This window comes from Microbacterium sp. (genome assembly GCF_036566905.1).
GTDB lineage: Bacteria > Actinomycetota > Actinomycetes > Actinomycetales > Microbacteriaceae > Microbacterium.
Map to the genome: position 1 here is coordinate 1 of NZ_DATCVK010000190.1, position 16354 is coordinate 16354.

At 70.8% G+C, this 16354-nt stretch carries 16 protein-coding genes and 1 pseudogene; 8 read left to right on the plus strand and 9 right to left on the minus strand.

The features are described from left to right. Nucleotides 1-717 (plus strand): PP2C family protein-serine/threonine phosphatase (locus tag VIP82_RS16085; protein ID WP_331910405.1); only part of this gene is annotated, 717 nt, incomplete at its 5' end. A 9-nt stretch (nucleotides 718-726) separates the two neighbouring features. Here VIP82_RS16085 and VIP82_RS16090 read toward each other — a convergent pair. The 5 genes from VIP82_RS16090 to ctaE form a co-directional block, all read right to left on the minus strand. Continuing rightward, nucleotides 727-1146, minus strand: a complete 420-nt coding sequence (locus VIP82_RS16090) for a rhodanese-like domain-containing protein (protein ID WP_331910407.1) — start codon at nucleotides 1144-1146, stop codon at nucleotides 727-729. A 202-nt stretch (nucleotides 1147-1348) separates the two neighbouring features. Further along, nucleotides 1349-3205 (minus strand): cytochrome bc1 complex cytochrome b subunit, encoded by a 1857-nt coding sequence (gene qcrB, locus VIP82_RS16095; protein WP_414684690.1) that lies wholly within the window; start codon nucleotides 3203-3205, stop codon nucleotides 1349-1351. Continuing rightward, a complete protein-coding gene (gene qcrA, locus VIP82_RS16100) occupies nucleotides 3202-4281 on the minus strand; it encodes a cytochrome bc1 complex Rieske iron-sulfur subunit (RefSeq protein WP_331910409.1) in 1080 nt (359 codons plus the stop codon). The genes qcrB and qcrA overlap by 4 nt, the downstream gene beginning before the upstream one ends. 37 nt (nucleotides 4282-4318) lie before the next feature. After that, nucleotides 4319-5122 (minus strand): cytochrome bc1 complex diheme cytochrome c subunit, encoded by an 804-nt coding sequence (qcrC, locus tag VIP82_RS16105; protein WP_331910411.1) that lies wholly within the window; start codon nucleotides 5120-5122, stop codon nucleotides 4319-4321. A 20-nt stretch (nucleotides 5123-5142) separates the two neighbouring features. After that, nucleotides 5143-5784 (minus strand): aa3-type cytochrome oxidase subunit III, encoded by a 642-nt coding sequence (gene ctaE, locus VIP82_RS16110; protein ID WP_308867497.1) that lies wholly within the window; start codon nucleotides 5782-5784, stop codon nucleotides 5143-5145. A 187-nt stretch (nucleotides 5785-5971) separates the two neighbouring features. Between ctaE and trpD the strand changes: the two genes are divergently transcribed. The 3 genes from trpD (at nucleotide 5972) to VIP82_RS16125 (ending at nucleotide 8640) form a co-directional block, all read left to right on the plus strand. Then, the gene (gene trpD / locus VIP82_RS16115; RefSeq protein ID WP_331910413.1) at nucleotides 5972-7033 is read left to right on the plus strand and encodes an anthranilate phosphoribosyltransferase; all 1062 of its coding nucleotides are present in this window, start codon (nucleotides 5972-5974) and stop codon (nucleotides 7031-7033) included. Between the two features lie 97 nt (nucleotides 7034-7130). After that, a complete protein-coding gene (locus VIP82_RS16120) occupies nucleotides 7131-7619 on the plus strand; it encodes an aromatic ring-opening dioxygenase LigA (RefSeq protein WP_331910415.1) in 489 nt (162 codons plus the stop codon). A gap of 19 nt (nucleotides 7620-7638) precedes the next feature. After that, on the plus strand, nucleotides 7639-8640 hold the full coding sequence (locus VIP82_RS16125; protein ID WP_331910417.1) for a PHP domain-containing protein: 1002 nt from the start codon (nucleotides 7639-7641) through the stop codon (nucleotides 8638-8640). Nucleotides 8641-8684: 44 nt separating this feature from the next. Here the strand turns inward: VIP82_RS16125 and VIP82_RS16130 are convergent, their stop codons facing one another. The 4 genes and pseudogenes from VIP82_RS16130 to VIP82_RS16145 form a co-directional block, all read right to left on the minus strand. Then, nucleotides 8685-8990 carry an SHOCT domain-containing protein gene (locus VIP82_RS16130; RefSeq protein WP_331910419.1) on the minus strand — a complete coding sequence of 102 codons (306 nt, stop codon included), beginning with the start codon at nucleotides 8988-8990 and terminating at the stop codon, nucleotides 8685-8687. 129 nt (nucleotides 8991-9119) lie between these two features. Next, nucleotides 9120-9781 (minus strand): annotated as a pseudogene (locus VIP82_RS16135) (response regulator transcription factor). Further along, complete coding sequence (locus tag VIP82_RS16140) at nucleotides 9778-10989, minus strand: sensor histidine kinase (RefSeq protein WP_331910421.1); 1212 nt, start codon at nucleotides 10987-10989, stop codon at nucleotides 9778-9780. Before VIP82_RS16140 ends, VIP82_RS16135 begins: the two are co-directional and overlap by 4 nt. An 84-nt stretch (nucleotides 10990-11073) precedes the next feature. Beyond that, nucleotides 11074-11997, minus strand: coding sequence for a 5'-3' exonuclease (locus VIP82_RS16145; RefSeq protein ID WP_331910423.1), 924 nt, complete (start codon nucleotides 11995-11997; stop codon nucleotides 11074-11076). Between the two features lie 174 nt (nucleotides 11998-12171). Between VIP82_RS16145 and VIP82_RS16150 the strand changes: the two genes are divergently transcribed. The 4 genes from VIP82_RS16150 to VIP82_RS16165 all read left to right on the plus strand — a co-directional run. Continuing rightward, nucleotides 12172-13101: a hypothetical protein gene (locus VIP82_RS16150; protein ID WP_331910425.1), complete on the plus strand. Its 930-nt coding sequence runs from the start codon at nucleotides 12172-12174 to the stop codon at nucleotides 13099-13101. Next, on the plus strand, nucleotides 13098-14351 hold the full coding sequence (locus VIP82_RS16155) for a cytidylyltransferase domain-containing protein (protein ID WP_331910427.1): 1254 nt from the start codon (nucleotides 13098-13100) through the stop codon (nucleotides 14349-14351). Before VIP82_RS16150 ends, VIP82_RS16155 begins: the two co-directional genes overlap by 4 nt. Beyond that, nucleotides 14348-15220 (plus strand): N-acetylneuraminate synthase family protein, encoded by an 873-nt coding sequence (locus VIP82_RS16160; protein WP_331910429.1) that lies wholly within the window; start codon nucleotides 14348-14350, stop codon nucleotides 15218-15220. The genes VIP82_RS16155 and VIP82_RS16160 overlap by 4 nt, the downstream gene beginning before the upstream one ends. Then, a partial coding sequence (locus tag VIP82_RS16165) for a DUF6716 putative glycosyltransferase (RefSeq protein ID WP_331910431.1) occupies nucleotides 15217-16354 on the plus strand: 1138 nt, incomplete at its 3' end. The genes VIP82_RS16160 and VIP82_RS16165, both read left to right, overlap by 4 nt.

Sequence of the window (16354 nt, forward strand, 5' to 3'; positions counted from 1 at the left end):
TGGGGTGCCGCGGTCGCAGACGGCGTCGGCGGCGGACCCGCCGGCGACCTGGCCTCCGCGACCTTCGTCCACCGCCTCGCGGCGGGCCGCCTGGACGGACTCGAGCCCGTGCAGCTCGCCGACAGCGTGCGTTCGGCCAACTGGGATCTCCGCGCCCACGTCGAGCGCGACCCGTCCCTGAGCGGGATGGCGACGACGTTCACAGGCCTCTTCGTCGACCGCGACGGCGGGGTGCTGCTCGCTCACACCGGCGACTCCCGCGCCTACCGGCTGCGCGGAGGCGAGCTCACGCAGATGACCCGCGACGACTCGCTCGTGCAGGCGCTCGTCGATCAGGGACTGGTCTCGATCGCCGAGGCCGCCTCCCACCCGCGCCGCAACCTCATCACTGCGTCGCTCAGTGGCGCCGAGCGTGACGCCGCGGTGGTGACGGCCTTCGACGCGCCGGTGGGCGACCGCTGGATGCTGTGCAGTGACGGCCTCACCGACTACGTCCCGGATGCCGACATCCGCGCCATCCTGAACGGCGTCGGCGATGCGCAGGCAGCCGCGGAGGCGTGCGTCAGCTTCGCGCTGGACGCCGGCAGTCGAGACAACGTCACGGTCGTGGTGTGCGACGTCGTCGAGCCCGCGCCGGACAGCGGGGGCGCGTTCGCCCAGACGGCGTTCTACGGGTCGGCCGCCACGCGGTACATGGAAGGGCTCGAGTCGGCCTGAGGCGGCCGGTCAGCTGCCCACCTTCGTGCGCACGACCATCACCTGGGGGTCGAAGACGCGGGGGAGTGCGCCCTCGTCGTTCTCGGTGGGCTGCCCTTCACGCACCCAGTACTCGTAGCCGCCGATCATCTCCTTGACGGAGTAGCCGAGCTTCGCGAACTCGAGCGCGCCCTTCGCGCCGGCGTTGCAGCCGGGGCTCCAGCAGTACACGATCACCGGAGTCGAGGCGTCGATCTCTCGCGGCGCGCGCTCGGCGATCTCGCGGTAGGGCATGTGGATGGCGCCACGGATGCGTCCCTGCGCCCACGCCTCGTGGCCGCGGACGTCCACGAGGACGAAGCGCTCCCCGTCCTTCTGCGCGGCGTACACATCGGAGGCATCGGTCTCGAGGGCGAGCTTGGCGGAGAAGTACGAGAGCGCGTCGGTCATGAGACCACGGTACGACAGCGCGGTTGCCGAAGGTCCCGGATGTGCGGTCACAGGGCGTACGAATCCTGCCGTTCCGCGAATCGTCGTGAGCGTCGGGGGAGTGAGGGCGTTGCGTCACGCCCGTCGACGAGGAAAACGGAAGCCCCGGCACGATCGTGGCGATCGTGCCGGGGCATCCGTCTGTGAAGTGGTGACGACCGACCTACTGGTCGGACTCCTTTTCGCGATTCCGCGGCGACTTCGTCCCCGCCTCAGGCTCGGGCACGATGACGTTCGAGGGGCGCACCGGCACCTCGCTGTTCTTGCCGTCGTCGATCGGCTTGTGCGGGGCGTCGGGGACACCGGCGCGCTCGTGCGCACCCTGGATCTCGATGTCCTCTTCCTCGGCGATGTGGCCGAGCTCGTGGTGCTGGTGCGCCAGCGCCGCGTCGAGCTCGGTCTGCGAGACCGGGGTGAGGCGATCCTCGAAGAACCAGCGCGAGATCGACGCGCGCAGGTTCTCGTGCCACGGGATGCGTCCCTTGGCGTTCGGGCGGACCACGAGCGGCTCGTAGGTGTCGAAGTCGGCGAGCTTGAAGCGCTCGTAGTCGTCGACGGGCTGGTGCACCTCGATGTACTCGCCGCCGGGGAGGCGGACGATGCGGCCAGACTCGTAGCCGTGCAGGGCGATCTCGCGGTCCTTCTTCTGCAGCGCGACGCAGATGCGCTTCGTCACGAAGTACGCGATCAGCGGTCCGATGAACAGCAGCGCCTGCAGCGTGTGGATGACGCCCTCCATCGTCAGCCAGAAGTGCGTGGCGATGATGTCGGAGGCCGCCGCGGCCCAGAGCACTGCGTAGAACGTGACACCGGCAGCACCGATCGCGGTGCGCGTCGCGGCGTTGCGCGGACGCTGTGCGATGTGGTGCTCGCGCTTGTCACCGGTGACCCACGACTCGATGAACGGGTAGATCAGCACGAGGACGATGAACAGACCGAGCGCGACCAGCGGCACGATGATGTTGAACGACCACGTCCGGTTGAGGAAGACGAACTCCCAGCCCGGCGGCACCAGTCGCAGCGCGCCGTCCGCGAAGCCGATGTACCAGTCCGGCTGGGTGCCGGCGGAGACGGGGGACGGGTCGTACGGACCGTAGTTCCAGATCGGGTTGATCGTGAACAGCGAGGCGATGAGGACGATCACACCGAACGTGATGAACAGGAAGCCGCCCATCTTGGACATGTAGACCGGCATCATCGGGTAGCCCACGACGACGCTGTTGGTGCGCCCGGCGCCCGCGAACTGCGTGTGCTTGTTGATCACCATCAGCATGAGGTGCACGACGAGAAGGCCGACCAGGATCGCAGGCAGCAGCAGGATGTGCAACGTGTACAGGCGCCCCACGATCGCGTCGCCGGGGAACTGCCCGCCGAACAGCAGGAACGAGGTCCACGTGCCGATGATCGGGATGCCCTTGACCATGCCGTCGATGATGCGCAGGCCGTTGCCCGACAGCACGTCGTCGGGGAGCGAATAACCCGTGAAGCCCTCGCCCATCGCGAGGATGAACAGGATGAAGCCGATCACCCAGTTGAGCTCGCGCGGCTTGCGGAACGCGCCGGTGAAGAAGACGCGCAGCATGTGCACGCCGATTCCGGCGACGAACACGAGGGCAGCCCAGTGGTGCATCTGGCGAACCAGGAGACCGCCGCGAAGGTCGAACGAGATCTCGAGGGTCGAGGCCATGGCGGCCGACATCTCGATACCCCGCATCGGGATGTACGCGCCGTTGTAGTGCGTCTCGACCATCGACGCCTGGAAGAAGAACGTCAGGAACGTGCCGGAGAGCAGCACGACGACGAATGCCCAGAGCGCGATCTCGCCGAGCATGAACGACCAGTGGTCGGGGAAGATCTTGCGGCCGAGCTCCTTGACGAAGCCGGAGAGACTCGTGCGCTCGTCGATGTAGTTCGCGGTGGCGCCGATGAAGCGGCCGCCGAGGGGCTTGTCGCGCCCGTTCGGCGACACGGGCGCCGCGGGAGGAGCCTCAGGCTGCTCGGTGACGGTTGAGGTGCTCAATGACGCTCCCAGAAGCTCGGGCCGACGGGCTCGTTGAAGTCGCTCCTCGCGATGAGGTAGCCCTCGTCGTCGACGGTGATGGGCAGCTGCGGCAGCGGACGCGCGGCGGGTCCGAAGAGGACCTTCGCGTGGTCGGTGACGTCGAACTGCGACTGGTGGCAAGGGCACAGGAGGTGGTGCGTCTGCTGCTCGTACAGGGCCACCGGGCAGCCGACGTGCGTGCACACCTTGGAGTAGGCGACGATGCCGTTGTACGACCACTCCTTGCGCTCTTCGGACTCGACGAGCTGCTCGGGGAGCAAGCGGACCAGCAGCACGATCGCCTTGGCCTTCTCGTCGAGGTAGCCCTCGCTGTGCGACACCTCGGCCAGGGCCTCGGGAATGACGTGCACGGCGGAGCCGAGGGTGAGGTCGGCGGCGCGGATGGGCTCGCCCGAAGGGTCGTGCGCCAGGCGCATGCCCTTCTTCCACATGGTGTGCTCGAGCAGGTACACGGGGTCGCCCGCGTGCGGCTTCTCGGGCGAGTTGAACGGTGCCAGTCCGCGGAACAGGACCACGCCGGGGACGACGGAGGCGACGAGCGCGGCGATCAGCGAGTTGCGGATCATCACGCGGCGGCCGAAGCCGGACTCGGCATCCGCATCGGCGAACGCCTTGATCGCTGCCTCACGCGTCGTGTCGCGACCGCGCGTGGCGTGGCGAGGCTCGACGAACTCCCGGTCGGACATGACGGCCTTGGACCAGTGGATCGCGCCGACGCCGATGGCGAGCAGTGCGAAGGCGATGCCGAGACCGATGAAGAGGTTGTTGTTGCGGATGTCGACGATCCGCCCGCTCTCGATCGGGAACAGCATGTAGGCCGCGATGGCCCAGATGCTGCCGGCGATCGACAGGTAGAAGAGCGTGTAGACGCCCCGGACGGCCCGCTTCATCGAAGCGGGATCCTTGTCTGTCATCCGCTCGCGGTGCGGGGGGAGGCCAGGGTTGCGCACCGGGTCGGGGACCGCGACGGCGAGCCCGGGGGAGGGCTTCCAGGAAGCCCTCTCGTGCTCGAGCGGGTCGTCCTCGTGGGCCATGCTGCTCCTCGTCAGTGTTGCGTGTGTCGTACGTAGATCAGTTGGACTTCGCCGTGATCCACACGGTGATGGCGATCAGCGAACCGATCCCGAAGATCCAGATGAAGAGGCCCTCGGAGACGGGGCCGAGCGAGCCGAGCGTGAAGCCGCCGGCCGACTCGTTGTCCTGCAGATAGAGCAGGTAGGTGATGACGTCGCGCTTCTCTTCGGTGGTCAACGTCATGTCGTTGAACACCGGCATGTTCTGCGGGCCGGTGACCATCGCCGCGTACATGTTGAGCGGGGACGTGGTGTGCAGATTCGGGGCGTACTTGCCCTCGGTGAGCGCACCGCCGGCGCCGGCGACGTTGTGGCACATCGCGCAGTTGATGCGGAAGAGCTCGCCGCCCTCGGACGTGTTGCCGCCGCCGTCGAGCACCTCGTCGTCGGGGTAGGTGGGCCCGGGGGCGATCGACTGGACGTACGCGCCCACCGCGGCGATCTGCTCCTCGGTGAACTGAGCCGGCTTCTGCGGAGCCTGGGGCCCCTGCATCTGCAGCGGCATGCGTCCGGTGCTCATCTGGAAGTGCACCGCGAGCTCGCCGACGCCGTACAGCGACGGACCGTCTTCGGTGCCCTGCACGTCGAGGCCGTGGCAGGTGGCGCAGTTCGCCTGGAACAGCTTCTTGCCGTCCTCGGCGGTGAGTGCGGAGTTGGTCACCGTCTCGGGCGTGGTGGCCGCCATCGCGGCGGATGCCCCGGCGTAGACGCCGCCGGTGATGAGCAGGCCGATGCCGATCAGTGCGGCTGCGGCCCAGGGGCTGCGGCGGCCTTTCGAGCGGCGCGTGGACTCTCGTGCCATTTCGGGTTACAGCTCCGCTCTCACTTGAGGAAGTAGATGACGAGGAACAGGGCGATCCAGACGACGTCGACGAAGTGCCAGTAGTACGACACGACGATCGAGGAGGTCATCTCTTTGCGCCCGAAGTTCTTGACGGCGTACGCGCGGCCGATCACGAGGAGGAAGGCGATGAGGCCGCCCGTGACGTGGAGGGCGTGGAAGCCGGTGGTGAGGTAGAACGCCGACGCGTACGAGTTCGCGCTGATGGGCATGCCCTCGGTGACGAGCTGGGCGTACTCCCACACCTGGCCCGAGACGAAGATCGCGCCGAGCGCGAAGGTGAGCCAGAACCACTCGACCATGCCCCAGCCGAGCCAGCCGCGCTTCTTCAGCGAGTAGGGCTGGAAGCGCTCGGCGGCGAACACGCCCATCTGGCACGTCACCGAGGACAGCACCAGGATGATCGTGTTGACGGTCGCGTAAGGGATGTTCAGCAGCTGCGTCTCCTGCGCCCACAGTTCGGGCGAGGTGCTGCGCAGGGTGAAGTAGATCGCGAACAGGCCGGCGAAGAACATCACCTCGCTGCCGAGCCACACGATGGTTCCGACAGCGACCGGATCCGGCCGCTTGACGGACCGCATGGCCTGGGAGTAGGTCGCTGTGGAGGTCGTCACGCTCCCCATTATGGCCGATTCAGGGCCGCGATTTTCGCATCGGAGGGCATGTCTTCACCCGTGCTGGAACTTAGGGGAGCCTAAGAGGACACTGCGACTCTGCCGTGAACACGTGGTGAAGACGCAGAATCGCACGAGACGGGACGCCGTGTCACGAAAAGGTTCCGATTCGCGTGCCCGGCTAGGCTTCTGGGTTATGGCGGAGCTGTACACCTGGCCGGGAATCCTCACCACGCTGCTCGAGCGGCGCGACCTCAGCGTCTCGGAGTCGACGTGGGCGATGCGGCAGATCATGTCGGGCACCGCCACGCCATCTCAGCTGGGCGGATTCCTCGTCGCGCTGCGCGCGAAGGGCGAGACCGTCGACGAGATCGTGGGCTTCCGCGATGCGATCCTCGAGGCGGCGGTGCCGCTGCCCGTCGACGCTGCTGTGCTCGATATCGTCGGCACGGGGGGCGACCGCTTCGGCACCGTCAACGTCTCCACGATGGCGGCACTCGTGGCCGCGGCATCCGGAATCCCCGTCGTCAAGCACGGGAACCGGGCTGCCAGCTCATCGTCGGGCTCGTCGGACGTGCTCGGCGCACTCGGCATCGACCTGGCGCTCTCACCGGACGCCGTCGCCGAGACGCTCTCGCGGGCCGGCATCACGTTCGCGTTCGCAGCCGCGTTCCACCCCGGCTTCAAGCACGCCGGCGCGACGCGCAGCGAGCTGGGTGTGCCGACCGTGTTCAACTTCCTCGGACCCCTGTGCAACCCGGCGCGCGCCGAGGCGAACGCCGTCGGCGTCGCGCACCTCGACCGGGTGCCGCTCATCACCGGGGTGTTCCAGACCCGCGGCGCGACGGCGCTCGTGTTCCGCGGCGACGACGGCCTCGACGAGCTCACCACGACCGGACACAGCCGGCTGTGGGAGGTCAGCCGTGGTGACATCCACGAGCACGACCTCGACCCGCGCGACCTCGGCATCCCGCTGGCCGACATCGACGACCTCCTCGGCGGCGACCCCGTGCACAACGCCGCCGTCGTGCACCGCGTCCTCGGCGGCGAGCAGGGGGCGGTGCGCGACATCGTCCTGCTCAACGCGGCAGCCGGCATCGTCGCCTACCGGCTGTTCCGCGATGCCACTCAGGTGCAGCGACCGATCCTCGAGCGCCTCGCCGAGGCGCGCGACGACGCCGCCGCTGCGATCGACTCGGGCGCGGCCACGGCGACGCTCGCGCGCTGGGTCGAGACCACGAGGGCGCTGTCGCGCTGACGCGGGGCGCGCCGGTTTTGCACGGCGCGCGGTCTTCCGCCATACCGGCGGGCGCCGATAGCGTGTGCCACAACGCACCCGTGATCGAGGAGGACGCATGAGCCAGGAAGAGCCCCGCACCGCCGACGTGATCGAGCCTCCCGAGAAGAAGGTCGGCCTGGTGAAGGCGATCGGCATCCTCGGCATCGTGGGCGGTGTCCTGCTGATCATCGTGGGCGTGATCGCCTGGATCGGCGTGACCAACCAGTTGACCGCCGAGAACATCACGATTCCCGACGACGCCGCGGCATTCCAGGGCCAGCAGGTGACCGGCCCGTTCACCGCGTTCGTGCAGGCCGACATCATCAACCACCACGCGCTGGAGGCATCCGGCGGCAAGACGTACGCCGAGCTCGACCAGGACGACCCAGTGCGTGCGACGGTGATGCAGGCGTCGTTCCTGCGCGCCTCGCTGTTCACCTCGATCGTGGCGTACGGCGTCGCGCTGTTCGCGGCCGGCATGGGCGTGCTCTCGATCCTGTTCGGCTGGGCGATCCACCGACTCGCGAGCGTGCCGGTGGTGATCAAGCGGGCGAACGTCGTCTGACCCGGCCGCCGCACACGACGTGAACCCCCACGACGCCCTCAGTGAGATCGCCACGCTCCTCGAACGGGAGCGGTCGTCGCGGTACAAGTCGAAGGCGTTCCGTGCGGCCGCCGACGCCATCGAGGGGCTGACCGACGCGGAGCTGCGGGATTCCGCAGCCCTGCGCCGGCGCAAGGGCATCGGCGAATCCACCTTCGCGGTGATTCAGCAGGCGCTGGGCGGCGAGGTGCCCGGCTACCTGGTCGATCTGCGCGAGCGTGCGGGGGTGCAGCGCGCCTCGACGCTGCGGCCGCTGCTGCGCGGCGATCTGCACGCGCACAGCGACTGGTCGGACGGCCTCACCTCCATCGACCTCATGGTGGAGGCCGCCCGAGCGCTCGGCCACGAGTACCTCGCGCTCACCGACCATTCGCCGCGGCTGCGGGTGGCGAACGGCCTCTCGTCCGAGCGCCTGCGTGCGCAGCTCGAGGTGGTCGCCGGGATGAGCGGCGACGGCTTCACGCTCCTGTCCGGCATCGAGGTCGACATCCTCGAGGACGGCTCGCTGGACCAGGAGAGCGAGATGCTCGAGCGGCTCGACATCGTCGTCGCCTCGGCCCATTCGAAGCTGCGGATGGAGCGCGGGCCGATGACACGCCGGCTCGTCGCCGCGGTCTCGGATCCGCACACCGACGTGCTCGGCCACGTCACCGGCCGGCTCGTCGAGGGCTCTCGGGGGACGAGACCGCCCTCGACGTTCGACGCGCGTGCCGTGTTCGAGGCGTGCGAGGCACACGGCGTCGCGGTCGAGATCAACTCCAGGCCCGAGCGCCAGGACCCGCCCGACGAGCTGATGACTCTGGCGCTGGAGATCGGATGCCTTTTCTCGATCGATTCGGACGCGCACGCGCCCGGGCAGCTCTCGCTGCTCGACTACGGCGCCGAGCGCGCCGAGCGGCTGGGCGTGCCGCCGGAGCGCATCGTCACGACGTGGCCGCTGTCGCGGCTGCGCGAGTGGACCGGACGCGATCGCGGCACCTGACCCGCCACAGCAGGCACGGCGCCGCGCTCGCCCTCCGGTCGTCGTCAGTGCGCCGCGTTGGCGCGCAGAACCTCGAGTCGGGCGCGGAACTCGGTCTCGTCGATGTCGCCCTTCGCGAAGCGCTCCGCGAGCGTGGCCTCGGCCTGGCGTGCGGGCGTGCGCCCGTACGGCCCGTAGCCGTTCTCGACGGCCGCGCGCCGCCAGCGGCGTCCGAAGACCGCGAAGAGGATCGCGAAGAGCGCGATCCAGAACAGCGGGATCAGCAGGAACCACCAGCCGAAGCCCCACGGGCCGACGGCGTGAGTGGCCACGATCCCTGTGTCGAGTGCGGTGGCGAGTGCAGTGGACATGCGGATTCCTCTCTCGGACCGGTCGCGCCGGGATGGCCGACCGGATGCCTCGAGTCAACGCCGGCCGCGGCATCCGCGAATCTGCCCGCCGGAGTGATCTCGACTGCTCTCGCGGGAGTAGTGCGGGAGCTACGGCCGCTCGGAGCCGACCAGGCCGGACTCGTACGCGACGATGACGAGGCGCACGCGGTCGCGTGCCGAGAGCTTCTGCATGATGCGCGAGACGTGGGTCTTCGCCGTGAGGGGTGACAGATACAGGCGGGCGCCGATCTCGTCGTTCGTGAGACCCTCGGCGACCAGTCGCAGCACTTCGACCTCGCGATCCGTGAGCGCCTCGAGGAGCCGGCGATCGGGGACGACCCGCAGCTGGGAGGCGGCGCGATCGAGCAGCGTGCGGGTGACGCCGGGGAGAGGAGCGCGTCGCCGGCGGCCACGGCGCGGACCGCGCGGATGAGGTCGGCGGGCTCGGTGTCTTTCACGAGGAATCCGCTGGCACCGGCGAGCACCGCGCGGACGACGTACTCGTCGAGCTCGAACGTGGTCACGATGACGACCCGCACGCCCGACAGCGCGGGGTCGGCGGCGATCTGCTCGGCCGCCCACAGCCCGTCGCCGTCCGGCATGCGGATGTCGACGAGCGCGACATCGACGGCGGTCTCGCGCAGCGCGGTCAACAGCTGCTGGCCGCCGGACGCCTCGGCGACGACCTGGATGTCGGGCTCGGAGTCGAGCAGCGCCCGGAACCCCGCCCGCACGAGCTGGTGGTCGTCGGCCAGCGCGACGCGGATCACGACGCGCCCTGCCATGGCAGTCGGGCGACGACCGTCGTGCCGCGTGCACCGCTGTCGACCGTGAGCCGCCCACCGGCGAGCTCGGCGCGCTCGCGCATGCCCCTGAGTCCGCCGCGTTCGGATGCGGTCGCAGGAATGCCGGCGCCGTCGTCCGCGACGGTGAGCACCAGGTCGCCGGCGTCGCGCGCGATGCTGACGGTCGCGTTCGACGCCGCGGAGTGGCGGACCACGTTCGTGAGCGCCTCCTGCGCGATGCGGTAGGCGGTGGTCTGCACCGCGCTCGGCGGCGCCTCGCCGGCGAGCTGGTCGTCGAGCACCACCGCGAGGCCGAGTCCGGAGCGGCCGGCGACGAGTCCGGCGAGCTGGCCGAGCTGTGGCTGCGGCGTGAGCGGGGCGGTGTCAGGAGCACCGAACTCGTCGCCGCGGAGGAACGCCAGGACGCCCCGCACCTCGTCCAGGCCGGTGGCGCTGAGGCCGCGGATGTTCGCGAGCGCCTCGCGCGCACGCTCGGGTTCGCGGTCGAAGAGGTGCAGCCCGACCCCCGACTGCACCGCGATCTGGCTCAGTGAGTGCGCGAGCACATCGTGCAGCTCGCGGGCTATGCGCGTGCGCTCCTCCTGCTCGACCGCGCGCCGGCGGGCGGCGAGCTGTGTGCGGCGTTCCTGGGCACCGCGCATGCGCGCGCGCATGCCTTCGCCGAGCGCGAAGCAGAGCGCCAGGCCCACGGTCGCCAGCCCGATGCGTGCCGGGTGCCAGTCGACCCCGACGAACTCGGCGCCGACCACGACGGCGAGCCACACCGTGCCGACCGACACGAGCGCCCACACGCGTGCACCGCGCACCACCGCGCCGACGATCGCGAAGACCAGCGCGACCGGCGGCGGCCCCCCGAACGGCGCGATCAGCACGTCCGCGCCGGCGAAGACGGCGATCGCAGCGACGGTGGGGCCAGGGAAGCGGCGCGCCGCGAGGAGGAGCAGAGCGGATGCCGCGGCCAGCGCGACGCTCGTCACGGCCGACGCGAGCGGCACCCGCTGCCACCACGACAGGGCGATCGTCCCCGGCACCTGCACCAGCAGGGAGACGAACACCGGCACGAGGAGCACCACGGCGGCCGGGGGACGGAATCGCGGCCAGGCGTCCTCGGCCGCCGTCACCGTTCCCAGGGGGCGTCGCGTCGCCGGGTCGTCACGCGCGGGCCGGGGCATGCGCCGATGCTACGCCGCGTGCCGCTGTGAGGAATCTGACCCCGGGAGCCCTCGGAGTACTCCCGCGGGAGTACTCCGATCGGATCAGACGGCGTCGAGCGCGTCGACGATGCGCGTCATGGCCGTGCCGAGCGCCCAGCGCTCGGCGAGAGCCGCGGCATCCGCCCTGGCCTGCTCGTCCAGCGGACGCAGCCGAGAATCGGGCACGTCGAGCGGCAGGTCGCGCACGACGGCCACGACCTGAGGGGCGACGGCGAGGTAGGGCAGGCCCGCGAGCACCTTCGATCGCACTCCGGCGGCCATCCCCTCGCCGAGCTCGGCGGCGGCGATGATCCCGGCGAGGTCGCCGAAGGTCGCCAGAAGCCCGGCCGCGGTTTTCTCCCCGATGCCAGCGACACCGGGCAGGCCGTCGGAGGAGTCCCCGCGGAGGGTGGCGAAGTCGGCGTACTGCGCCGGCAGCACGCCGTACTTGGCGACCACCGCGGCGTCGGTGAGCACCTCGAGGTTGCTCATGCCGCGGGCGGTGTACACGACGCGGACGTCGCGCGCGTCGTCGACGAGCTGGAAGAGGTCGCGGTCGCCCGTCACGATGTCGACGGGCATGGTGGCGGTCGTCGCGAGCGTGCCGATGACGTCGTCGGCCTCGTGGGCGGCCGCTCCGACGATGCGGATGCCGAGGGCGTCGAGCGCCTCGCGGATCACCGGTACCTGCACCTCGAGGGGGTCGGGCACCTCTTCGACGTCGGGACCGCCGGCGACGACCTCCGCGACGCGGTGCGTCTTGTACGTCGGGATCAGGTCCACGCGCCACTGCGGTCGCCAGTCGTCGTCCCAGCACGCCACGAGATGCGTCGGGCGGTAGGTCGTCACCAGCCGCGTGATGATGTCGAGGAATCCGCGGACCGCGTTGACCGGCCTGCCGTCGGGGGCACGCACCGTGTCGGGCACCCCGTAGAACGCGCGGAAGTAGAGGGATGCGGAATCGAGCAGCATCAGGCGGTCGGTCACGCGTTCATCCTGGCATGCGGCTCCGACGCCCGCACGAGCGTCCGGGGACACCAGTCGTTCATCTGCCGGACCGGCGGGCGACGCACGTCGGCACCCGTCGCGTTCACGTCTCGCACCCACCGTGGGGAGACAGCCGTGAGCCCTTGCGAGGGCACGGTCGCGAGAGGAGACGCCATGGGTCGCGAGGATGTGCTGGCCTGGGTCGAGTCGCCCCTGCAGCTGATCGGCGCCGCCGAGTGGGCGGCGGCGCACCGTACGACGGTGCCCGTCGCCGGACGGCTGACCCCGCAGATCTCCGCAACCGCCGACGAGCTGCTTGCGCGCGGCGCGCGTTTCGGCGAGCTGGCGCCGTACCTCGGCATCCCGTGGAGCCTGCTCGCACGTCACGGCCACTGGCTCGTCGGCGACGGCTTCTCGGGGCAGTTCCGGCTCGCCGCCGCCGCGCTCCGTCCGCACCGCATCACGTTCCTCGACGACGGCGCGTACGCGATCGCCTACGCCGACGCCCTGCTGGGCCGCCGCCCCTACGCGCGGCCGAACGTCGCAGAGCGAGGGCTCACCACCGCCGTCGCGCCGTTCGCCGCCGAGCTCGTGCATCGCCGGGCGGCATCGCGACGCGCCGGTATGTTCACGGCGTTCGACCTCGGCGACGACCGCCTCGACGCCCTCGCCGACCGCGGGTTCGGCATCCGTCGCCACGACTTCTCGTGGACGCGCACCGCCGCGCCCGCCGCACCGGCGCTGGGCCGCCGCATCGTGCTCGGCAGTGCGCTCCCGGTGGACGGCCGCGTGATGCTGATCGACTACGTGCGGTGGCTGCGGGATGCTGCGGCCGGCGGCGCGGTGTACCTCCCGCATCGGCGGGAGACGCCCGAGCAGCTCGACGCCGTCGCGACGGTGCCTGAGCTGCGGATCCATCAGACCGGGCTGCCCGTAGAGCTCGTGCTGGCCGGCGCCCGGCATCCGCTCGACGTGCACACGCTGCCGTCGAGCACGACCACCACCCTTCCCCTCGTGCTCGCGGGCACCGGCGCGACGGTGTTCACGGATGTGATCGGACGCAGCGGACGCGCGCGCCGCACGGTGCGGACGGCTGCCGCATGAACCAGACGGTGGCGATCATCCCCGCGCGCGGCGGCTCGAAGGGCATCCCGCGCAAGAACCTGCAGCGCGTGGGCGGCGTGCCGCTCGTGGCCCGCGCCGTCGACGCGGCGCGGAGGTGTCCGGCGATCGACCGGGTCGTCGTGACGACCGATGACGGGGACATCGCCGCGGTCGCCGCCGAATGGGGCGCCGAGATCGTCGAGCGGCCCGCCGACCTGGCGGGCGACGAGGCGCGCAGCGAGGCGGCCTTGCTGCACGCCCTCGACTCCCTCGAGGAGCGCAGGGTCGACGTGGGCGTCGTCGCCTTTCTGCAGGCCACTTCGCCGTTCATCGACGCCGAGGCGCTCACCGCGGCGGTACAGGTGGTGCGATCACGGCGTCGCGACAGCGTGTTCTCAGCGGTCGAGACCTACGGCTTCCTGTGGGAGAAGGGCATCGGCGGCGCGGCCGAGGCGGTCAACCACGAGATCGACGTGCGCCCGCGCCGGCAGGATCGCGAGCCGCACTACCTCGAGACCGGCGGGTTCTACGTCGTGCGCGCCGCGGGCTTCCGGGCGGCGCAGCACCGGTTCTTCGGCAGCGTCGGCATCGCCGAGGTCGACCCGCGCACCGCGATCGAGATCGACTCCGTCCACGAGCTGGAGCTCGCGCGGAGGCTCGCCGCCGTCATCGAACACGACGCGCGGGGCGAGCGGGCGATCCCCGTCGACGCCGTCGTGACCGACTTCGACGGGGTCCATACCGACGACACCGTGCGCGTCGACCAGAACGGCCTCGAATCGGTGACCGTGAGCCGGTCGGACGGCATGGGCGTCTCGCTGCTGCGTGCCGCCGGCATCCCCGTCCTGATCCTGTCCACCGAGGCGAACCCCGTGGTCGCGGCCCGCGCGCGGAAGCTCGGCGTCGAGGTGCGCCAGGCCGCGGCCGACAAGGCGGCCGTGCTGCGGGAGTGGGCCGACGACCAGCGCATCGCGCTGTCGCGGGTCGCGTACCTCGGCAACGACGTCAACGACCTCGCCTGCCTCGAGCTCGTCGGGTGGCCGGTGGCGGTGCCCGACGCTCATCCCCTCGTCCTCTCCGCCGCTCGCGTCGTCCTCGACCGCCGAGGCGGGGACGGCGCGGTGCGAGATCTCGCCGAGCGCGTGCTCGCGAGTGCACCGCATGCCGGCACCGCCGTTGGAGCGGCCGCAGGGCCGGGCGGGCGAGGCGAAGCATCCGATCACCCCACTGCACCACTGGAGGCCTCATGACCGTCACCATCGGATCCCGCGTCGTCGGAGGCGGGCGTCCCGCCTACGTCATCGCCGAGATCGGTCTCAACCACAACGGCGACGTCGAGCTCGCCAAGCGCCTCATCGATGTCGCGGCCGATGCCGGCGCAGACGCGGTGAAGTTCCAGAAGCGCACGCCCGAGATCGCCACGCCCGAGCACATGCGCGACATCCCGCGCGACACGCCGTGGGGTCGGATGACGTACCTCCAGTACCGTCACCGCGTCGAGTTCGACCGCGACCAGTACATCGAGATCTCGGACCATGCGCTGCTGCGCGGCCTCGAGTGGTTCGCGTCGCCGTGGGATGTGCCGAGCGTGGCCTTCCTCGAGGATCTGGGCGTCGTCGCGCACAAGGTGGCCTCGGCGTCGCTCACCGACGTCGAGCTGCTCGAGGCGCTGCGCGACACCGGCAAGCCCGTCATCCTGTCGACCGGCATGTCGACGAGCGAGCAGATCGACGCGGCGATCGAGGTGCTCGGCACCGACCGCCTGGTCCTCATGCACGCGACCTCGACCTATCCGATGGAGCCCGAAGAGGCGAACATCCGCATGATCCCCGCCCTGCGCGATCGCTACCCGGGTGTGCCCGTCGGCTACTCCGGCCACGAGCGCGGGCTCCAGATCTCCCTCGCCGCCGTCGCGCTGGGCGCGGTCGCAGTCGAGCGGCACATCACCCTCGATCGCACGATGTGGGGCTCCGACCACGCCGCCTCGCTCGAGCCGGCCGGCCTGCAGCACCTGGTGCGCGACATCCGCGTGATCGAGGCCGCGCTGGGCGACGGCGTCAAGCGCGTGTACCCCGGTGAGCTCGCGCCCATGGCGAAGCTGCGCCGCGTCCCCGCGTGAGGCCGCACGCTCCGGGCGACGACAGGCCACGCGTCGTCGCGATCGCCGACACCGACTCCTACGTGAAGTGGGCGGCGGCGCTCCTCGGCGGCGTGGCGGAGCGATGGGATGCCGCACTGCTGGTGCTCGAGACACCCTTGGTGGTCAGCGACGGCCAGCTCGCCTCGGCGCTCAGCGGCAGCCGCCTTCCCCGCGAGCGCGTGGAGCGCATCTCCTACGGCCGGCTGAGCGCTCGCCTCGCCGAGCTGGAGGCAGACGTCGTCGTGCTTGGAGCGCGCGGTCCGCTGGTGCGTGTGCTGGCGCGGGAACTCGCGGCCCTGCCGCAGCGGCCTGTCGTCGTGACCGGGCTGCCGGGGATCTCGATTCCGGCCACGCGCCGGGCCGTCGTCTACCGGCTGCAGTGCGATCTCTTCGTGGTGCACTCACGGCGCGAGGTGCGGGAGTTCGGAGCGCTGTCGGCGCGCACCGGGTACGCGCACCGATACGCCCTCGCCACGCTGCCGTTCGCCCGCGGCGCCCAGGTGTCGGGGTCGGGCAGCGTTGCGGGCAGGGGAGGGGGCGGCGGCGACCTCGTCTTCGCCGCGCAGGCCAAGGTGCCCGCGGAACGCGCCGACCGTCTGGGTATCGCCCGCATGCTCGTGCGGGCGGCCGAGGCGGACCCGTCGCGACGGGTGGTGCTGAAGCTGCGCGCCGCGGACGGCGAGCACCAGACGCACGTCGAGCAGGACGGCTACCCCGAGCTGCTCGCCGCCCTCGGTCCGCTCCCGCCGAACCTCGTCACCTCGACGGGCCCGATGCGGAAGGCCCTGGCGACCGCGGAGGGCCTCGTCACCGTCAGCTCGACCGCCGCGATCGAGGCGATCGCGCGCGGCATCCCCGTCATCGCGCTCGACACGTACGGCGTCTCGCCGCAGCTGATCAACGAGACGCTCGCCGACGCCGACCTGCTCGCCGGCGAGGACGACGTCGTCGCGCGCCGGTTCCGGCACCCGGATCCGGAATGGCTCGACGAGAACTACTTCCACTCGCCGGACGCCGACGACTGGACCGACCACGTGGAGGCTCTGCTGGCGCAGCGGTCGGCCGGCCGGCTGCCCCCGCGCGCCGGGTTCGTGCGGCGCGGCGGCGCGCTCC

Coding starts and splice junctions, on each gene's coding strand:
- VIP82_RS16160 (WP_331910429.1), top strand. CDS start 14,348: ATGACCGTCACCATCGGATCCCGCGTCGTCGGAGGCGGGCGTCCCGCC.
- VIP82_RS16155 (WP_331910427.1), top strand. CDS start 13,098: ATGAACCAGACGGTGGCGATCATCCCCGCGCGCGGCGGCTCGAAGGGC.
- qcrA (WP_331910409.1), bottom strand. CDS start 4,281: ATGGCCCACGAGGACGACCCGCTCGAGCACGAGAGGGCTTCCTGGAAG.
- VIP82_RS16130 (WP_331910419.1), bottom strand. CDS start 8,990: ATGTCCACTGCACTCGCCACCGCACTCGACACAGGGATCGTGGCCACT.
- VIP82_RS16140 (WP_331910421.1), bottom strand. CDS start 10,989: ATGCCCCGGCCCGCGCGTGACGACCCGGCGACGCGACGCCCCCTGGGA.
- VIP82_RS16090 (WP_331910407.1), bottom strand. CDS start 1,146: ATGACCGACGCGCTCTCGTACTTCTCCGCCAAGCTCGCCCTCGAGACC.
- trpD (WP_331910413.1), top strand. CDS start 5,972: ATGGCGGAGCTGTACACCTGGCCGGGAATCCTCACCACGCTGCTCGAG.
- ctaE (WP_308867497.1), bottom strand. CDS start 5,784: ATGGGGAGCGTGACGACCTCCACAGCGACCTACTCCCAGGCCATGCGG.
- VIP82_RS16120 (WP_331910415.1), top strand. CDS start 7,131: ATGAGCCAGGAAGAGCCCCGCACCGCCGACGTGATCGAGCCTCCCGAG.
- qcrC (WP_331910411.1), bottom strand. CDS start 5,122: ATGGCACGAGAGTCCACGCGCCGCTCGAAAGGCCGCCGCAGCCCCTGG.
- VIP82_RS16150 (WP_331910425.1), top strand. CDS start 12,172: ATGGGTCGCGAGGATGTGCTGGCCTGGGTCGAGTCGCCCCTGCAGCTG.